Genomic DNA, 7694 nt, shown 5'->3' on the forward strand with positions numbered 1-7694 from the left:
TGGTCTAAGGCAGAGAAAAGCATAAAATTAACCGGGGAAGTAAAATCCAACAGTAACTTGATGCAACCAAATCGAAGATTACAGCTTGTAATATTGGATTTTGATGCTATACTTATAAGTGAAAATATATAAAAAAAATTAAGTAAGAGGTGGGCCATATGGACAAACAATACAGATACGTATTACGCAAAACGACACTGGGATTAGCCAGTGTGGCAATCGCAGCGTTCATCGCTGGTCAAACACCAACCGTATATGCTGCAGAGATCGATAGTCCAAGTCAAAATTCAGGACTTGAAATTCCAGAAGAAAAACCAATTGAAGCTCAACAGTCTGATTCAGCTGATAATGTATTTGCTGCAGAGAGCGATAGTTCAAGTCAAAATTCAGGACTTGAAATTCCAGAAGAAAAACCAATTGAAGCTCAACAGTCTGATTCAGCTGATAATGTATTTGCTGCAGAGAGCGATAGTTCAAGTCAAAATTCAGGACATGAAATTCTAGAAGAAAAACCTGTTGAAGCGCAACAATCTGATTCAACTGATAATGCATTATTAGCTGATCAAATAGTAGAGCCAGCAGAGCCAGTAGAAGAAAAACCACAAAAAGGCCAAGCTGTAGCCTATGGGGTAGAAGTTCCTGTGGCAGATACTACAGCTACCCAAAATAGTAATGAGGAAAACTACTCAGTAGATGAAGGTAAAATTAAAGACTATAGCGAGTCTGAACGTTATAAACAAACAGACCTTGAGCGAGGAGATACAAACCAATATAATTTAATAACTGATCAAGGAGAAGTGAAAGATGGTTTGGAATTCAATACTGCGAACCCATCTGAAACATCTCCTAGTAAGACAGAATATGGTTACCAAATCACCATCGACAAGAAGACTGGCCAAAGAACCTATACTAGGATTGATGTAACTGATAGTGGTCTTATTCCTGTAAATCCTGGAAATAAGTCAATGATGGGTCAAGGAGAGGGATTAACTTCTGATACTCCTAAAGTGACCTATAAGCCAAATGAAAATACAGAAGTAACTAAAGGTGGGCGACAAACAAACTTAGGCTATGGTGCTAGTGAAGAAACCTTAAAGCATATCAATAATAAGGATAATAACTCGACTTCTTTTGGTTTTAAGGATAAGTACACTCAAAATAATCCTAATACTAAGTTTTTCGGAGATAACTTCGCCATAACCTACAAGGTTAACCCGTGGCCAAATGAAAATGATAAGCTTGAAGAATTAAAACTCAACAAAAACAACTACGACTCAACCCAAAAATACTTTGTCCAAGGTCAAGACATCGACACTTTCATCAAGGTAGATAATATTGATGAAAGTGCCAAAGAAAGACTTGTTGGTCAAGTGTATAACCCTGTAACAGGAAAGATTGTCCCAGGCGCAAGTGCCTATATTGGTGATAATGGCAACATCTATGTTAAATTGCCAGTTGGTGCTCTAAAGAAAGATGAAAATGGCAAGACTATTATCAATGAAGACTCCATCTTTAATCAACAAGAATATAAAGGCCTACAAAACCTAGATGTAAAATTCTTTGCCCGTCCAAGAACAGCGGATGAATTTAAAGCTATAGCAGGAGCGGCTGAGAATGAATGGGAAAGTGGAACTTATGTAGAAACAGGAGCAGGTACTGCTGAGATCAACCATAAAGGCAAGAGTGTCACTATCGATAAGCAAGGCATCGATCGCTACGACCACTACAACCTAATTGGCGACTTCAAGCTAAACCTAGATGATACAAGATACTATGACCAAAGATTTGTTGATGGCAATGGCGACGATACCACAAAGGTCACATCATCTGCTGTAAAACCAGGTGAGGAATTTAAGGTAGGTATAGTAGAGCCAGAAAATCCAGGTGAAACTGATAAGTCTGCAGAAGAAATGAACGCTGCCGAAAGCAATGGGGAAGCTTCTGGTAGGCTAATCATGGACTTTATAGACCGTGAAAACAAGGGCAAGGCACCAGAAGACCAATGGAAGATTGAATTAAAGGATGGAGATATCTCAAACTTCACCGTTACTCCACCAAAATCAGCCAAGGCTGGAGACTTTATGGCAATCCCTATTGAGTATACTTATACAAATGGTTCAAAAGACATCCACTGGTTCCATTTTGTTGTTCAAGAATCTGATTACATCAAGCCGGAATATGAAACCCAGGTAAATTACCTAGCTAAAGAACAAACATCACCAGCAACAGTAACAGAAGATGGAAAGAGAATTCCACCAAGTAGCTATACTCTTCCCGGTACTTTAGAAACTGACGAGTCTGGCAACCAGCTAGTTACAGATGATAGTGGAAATAAATGGACTGTAAAACTTAATGAAAAAACAGGTCAAGTGACTGCAAAACCAGTAGATCCTACAGCCTTTAATGGTGGTGAAAAACTTACTGTACCGGTAATAGCTCACTATGTAGACGAACAAAAACCAGGTGAAGACATCATTGAAGAAGTAAATGCTTACTTCGTAATCGAAGAAAAAACAAATATGACCCCACGCTATAATGCAAAAGTTGGTCAAGAAGGAGACAAACTATCTTCAGATGTTATCCTAAATACCGAAGATAATTATAACCGAAGACCAGGTAAGTATACTCTAGATTCTGATACCTATACAGATGATAAGGGCAATGTTTGGAATGTTTCAATCGATGAAACCACAGGTAAGGTAACTGCAACGGTACCAAATGCTGAAGAAGGCAAGACCGTTGACGGAGCCCTACTAAATGTACCAGTAACAGCTCATTATTATGAAGAAGATGGTAAGTTAGAAGTTGGAACAAAGAGAACAGAAGTTCAATTTATGGCTTATGGTACAAATGGTACGGTTGAAAAAATTTTAGAAATACCTTTTGAAACTAGAGTAGAAAAAGATTCAAAACTTAAAAAGGGCGAAATTAAAGTTATAACTGAAGGAGAAAAAGGTTCTAAGAAAGTAACTTACATTATAGAAGATTCAATTATCATAGATACTAAGGAAGAGAAACTAACAGAACCGAAAGAGCGTCTTATCTACGTAGGTGAAGGTACAAATGATGGTACTCACACGATTGAAGAAAAAGTAGAAGTACCATTTGAAGTAGAAGTACAATTTGATGATAGTCTCAAACCAGGAGAACAAAAAGTAGCTCAAGAAGGCGTTCCAGGAGAAAAAACTAGAACGACAACTCTAACTATCCAAGATGGTGAAGTTGTAGATACAACAACAGCCGACTTTAAAACAACAACAGAACCTGTTAAAAAAATTATTAAAGTAGGTAGAAATACTGAAGGTACGCATATTTATGAAGAGAAGATTCCTTTCAAATACGATATCTCGTATGACAAAAACTTAAAATCAGGTGAATATGTCATTGATGTTGAAGGAACTGAAGGTACTAAGAAAACAACCTGGACGATTAAAAACTCTGAAATTGTCGGAGAAGCAAAAGTTGAAACAACTAATCCAATCAATGCAGTAATTAGAGTTGGTCAAAAAGACTTCACTGGTGAATTTAGTCACGAAGTAAAAGAAGAGATTCCATTTACAGTTAGAGTCATTGAAGATGAAACTCTAGAAGCTGGTAAGAGTGAAGTGGTAACTCAAGGTCAACCAGGAACTAAGACAACTAAATATACTCAAACTATTAAAAATGGCCAAGCGGATGGAGAGTTAAAATCTGAAGAAACTACGAAAACTGAGCCAGTTGAACATGTCATAAGAGTTGGTAAGAGGCCAGCGACAAATTATATTGAAGAAAATAGTAGTGTGCCGGTAGATATTATGTATAAATACGATCCTGACATGGAAGTAACTACTGCCAGAAAAGGAGACTTGATTCCTGGGGAAGTTAAGACAGTGGTAACTAATAAATACAACCCGGAAACAGGAGAAATCGAATCTGTTAAAAAAACAGTGGTAACAAATGCTAAGCAAGAAATCATTATCGGCGTGAAACAGTATACTGGTGAGTTTGAGTACGAATATAACCAACAAATACCTTATGAAACTAAGATAATTTTCGATGATACATTAGCTTCAGGGACTATAAAAGTTGATCAACCAGGTAAATTAGGGAATATCAAAAATGAGGTGATTGCCAAATTTGAAAATGGTAACCAAGTGTCTAATGAAGAAAAAGTACTTGAACGAACAGAGCCAGAAAAGAGAATAGTCAGAGTAGGATCTAAAACAGACGGAACGCATCAACATAAGGAAGAAATTCCATTTAAATATACTGTGATATATGATCCTGAAATGCCAGCCGGAACATATGAAGAAGTAACACCCGGTAAAAATGGTGAAAGAGTAACGATTTGGACAATTAATAACTCTAAGATTGTAGGAGTACCAACTACTATTGAAACTAAACCTGTGGATGCAATTATCAAAGTGGGAAGTAAAGATTTCACAGGTGAGTTTGAAACAACTAATACGAAACCAATTGAATTTGAAACAGAATACATTGTAGATAATTCAATGGAACCAGGGACAACAAAAGTTGAACAAGAAGGTTCACTAGGTGAGGTAGAAACAAAAGTTACCCATACAATTGTGAATGGTCAAGTAATCGAATCAACAGAAGGAGCGACTTACCAAAAAAAAGCGCCAGTTAAGCGAATTGTAAAAGTAGGACCTGCTAAGACGGATGGAACCCATGAATACACTAATACGATTCCGTTTGAAGTAGAGGTTAGAATAAACCCAGAACTTAAGAAGGGCGAACACAAAGTCGTCCAAAAAGGTGAAACCGGGGAAGAAAAATACACAATTACGATAGAAAATTCTAAAGTAACTGAGACTTCTGAAGTTGCTATGACAAAATCTCCAGTTAAAGAGATTATTGAAGTTGGTAGCCAAGATTTCACTGGTGAGATTAATTATGTTGACAAGGACCCAATTCCATATGAAACAGAAGTAACAGTTGACCCAAGTCTAAAACCAGGTGAAATTGTAGAAGATCAAAAAGGTGAGCTTGGAGAACAAGAAACCAAGGTTTCTAGAACTATCACAAATGGCGAAGCTAGTGAAGAAGTCCGTGGTGAAACAACTCGGACAAAAGAGCCAGTGAATAGAAAAATCAGGGTAGGTTCTAAAACAGATGGTACTCACACTTATACCAATAAGAAACCATTTGAGGTAGAAGTAAGAGTGAACCCAGAACTTAAGAAAGGTGAACACAAGATAGTTCAAAAAGGTGTAGAAGGTGAAGAAGAATATACGATTACGATTGAAAACTCAAAAGTGACGAATACTTCAGAACCAAAAGAAACCAAAGCACCTGTAAAAGAAATTATTGAAGTGGGAAATGCAGACTTCACTGGCAACGTGGAATATGTAGACAAAGACTCAATTCCATATGAAACAGAAGTAACAGTTGACCCAAGTCTAAAACCAGGTGAAATTGTAGAAGATCAAAAAGGTGAGCTTGGAGAACAAGAAACCAAGGTTTCTAGAACTATCACAAATGGCGAAGCTAGTGAAGAAGTCCGTGGTGAAACAACTCGGACAAAAGAGCCAGTGAATAGAAAAATAAGAGTAGGTTCAAAAACTGATGGTCAATATAAAGAAACTGAAACAATTCCATTTGAAATTGAAGTTAGAAAAGACCCATCATTAGCCAAAGGTGAGTGGAAATATGCCGAAGTTGATGGTGTACAACAAACAGGTGAAAGTGGACTTAAAGAAAGAACTCTTACAATTGTGAATTCAAAAGTAACTGAAGAGTCTGAATTTAAGACAACGAGAGAACCTAAGAAGGCTATTATTTTAGTTGGTGAAGACAGTTCCACAGGTGAAGTAACACACACAGAAGAATTACCATTTGGCTATAAAGTAGAGGAAGTCGACGACCTTCAAAAAGGTGAATACAGAATTGTGAAACCAGGTAAAGTTGGAACAAAAACGACAACTTGGACAATTAAAGACTCTAAAGTAGATGGTGATCCAAAAGAAGAAATCGTTCAAGCAGAAGATGCCCTAATCCAAGTAGGTAAGGGAACTTCCGAAGGTACTCATGAAATTAAAGAGAAGAAAGAGCTATCTTTCGAGACTAGAGTTGAGTATGATGACAATCTTGAAGCTGGACAACGTGAAGAGACTGGTGGCGAACCAGGTGAGCAAGAAAGAACCAATACGCTTGTAATCAAAGATGGTAAAGTTATTGAAACCAAAGAAGGTGAATTTAATACCATTAAAGATCCAGTAGAGAAAGTTATTAAAATCGGTACTAAACCAATTGTTAAAGTGGTAGAAAAACAATTTGAAACGGAGTACATTTATGATGAGAACGTTGAAATGGGCAAAGAAGAAGTAACTCCAGGTGAAAATGGAAAAGTTACCATCACTACTTCTTACGATAAGGATCAAGGTAAACTTGTTACTAAGGAAGAAACAAATGATCCAGTTAAGAGAGTCGTAAAAGTTGGTGTTAAACCAGTAGTTAAGGAAGAACCAATTCCTAATAATACTGAGTACAAACATAATCCTGAGCTTAAAGCTGGAGAGGTAAGAAAAATCCAGGATGGTACTCCAGGAAAAGCAATCATCACGACTAGTTTCAATAAAGCAACTGGTAAGTTTGAAACGAAAGTTGAAAGAACCGAACCGACTGATGCAGTCTATGAATATGGTTCTAAGACTGATGGTAAAGTAACGGTTGAAAATGAAGTTCCTTTCGAAGTCGAAATTATTGAAGATCCAGAAATGGAAGCTGGTAAGTCTGAAACAGTTCAAGAAGGAAAAATTGGTAAAAAAGAAACTATAATTACGATAGAAAATAGTAAAGAAGTTTCTAGGAAAGAAAATATTATAGAAGAATCAGTTAAGAAGATTGTAAAAATCGGAACTAAATGTAAATGTGAAATCCCACCACTGAATCCGGAAGAACCAGGGACACCAGGCGAAGAAAATCCAAAAGATCCAGAGATGCCAGGTGAGGAAGATCTGAAAGATCCAGAGACGTCAGGTGAGGAAGACCCGAAAGATCCAGAAACCCCAGGTGAGGAAGATCCGAAAGATCCAGAAACCCCAGGTGAAGAAGATCCAAAAGATCCAGAAAATCCAACTAAACCAGGTGCTGATCAACCAGGTTCAAATAACTTAACCGAAAAATCTGATACTCCAATCACTGATTCAGCAACTCATGTAGATAAAGCAGGTGCGTTACCTGAAACAGGTCAAAAGATGGAGAATCATACATTTGGCGCTGCAGTACTTTCAATTCTTTCTGGATTAGGTCTTGTTACTACAAAACGTCGCAAAGAAGAAGAGTAAGAGTAATTGATTGTGCACTAACGAGTTATTCAGTTAATACATATAGAGGCTGTATGATAAGTCTCAAAAAGACCCAGAATTTTATTCTTGACGAATAAAATTCTGGGTTTATAATAAATGGCTGTATAATATATAGGACTGATGAAAAAAGTCAGGTTCTGTGTCAAATAGTGTTAGTGATCAAAAATAAATAATCACTGTTAAGATTTAAATAAAAATTTTAATAACGGAGGGTCATGTTTATTTATAAGATAAGCATGACCTTTTTTCTCGCCCTTAGGCGAGAAAGTCGGATCAAGAGTTGGATAATTAATAATAAAAGCTGATAAGAGTTATCGTCTAATATTTAAGCTACGACTGGCTGGAAAGTCGCAGTTAGTGGATTAGATGGTTTAAAGATTAGTTTAA

Annotated in this window: 1 protein-coding gene; it reads left to right on the forward strand. The window is 37.0% G+C overall.

What is annotated here, in order from left to right:
- The first annotated feature begins 158 nt into the window (after positions 1 to 158).
- Complete coding sequence (locus HMPREF3116_RS03910; protein ID WP_070467888.1) at positions 159 to 7286, forward strand: G5 domain-containing protein; 7128 nt, start codon at positions 159 to 161, stop codon at positions 7284 to 7286.
- Positions 7287 to 7694 lie beyond the last annotated feature (408 nt).

The organism is Aerococcus sp. HMSC10H05 (assembly GCF_001806975.1).
Taxonomy (GTDB): Bacteria; Bacillota; Bacilli; order Lactobacillales; family Aerococcaceae; genus Aerococcus; species Aerococcus viridans_B.